General features: G+C 53.6%; 1 rRNA gene. It reads left to right on the top strand.

The features are described from left to right. Positions 1–291, top strand: a 23S ribosomal RNA gene (locus J9885_RS19400); the annotation flags it as partial.

The following is a 291-nucleotide window of genomic DNA, read 5'->3' as shown; positions in this document are numbered from 1 at the left end:
TGAACCTTTACTACAGCTTGGCACTGAACATTGAACCTACATGTGTAGGATAGGTGGGAGGCTTTGAAGGCGTGACGCCAGTTGCGCTGGAGCCGTCCTTGAAATACCACCCTTGTATGTTTGATGTTCTAACGCAGGCCCATGAATCTGGGCCGCGGACAGTGCCTGGTGGGTAGTTTGACTGGGGCGGTCTCCTCCCAAAGAGTAACGGAGGAGCACGAAGGTTGGCTAATCCTGGTCGGACATCAGGAGGTTAGTGCAATGGCATAAGCCAGCTTAACTGCGAGACGG

The sequence above is a fragment of the Aeromonas sp. SrichE-2G genome, assembly GCF_017939565.1.
Lineage (GTDB): Bacteria > Pseudomonadota > Gammaproteobacteria > Enterobacterales > Aeromonadaceae > Aeromonas > Aeromonas taiwanensis.
Note: the sequence above shows the minus strand (reverse complement) of the source record. Positions and strands in the feature narration are given on the sequence as shown.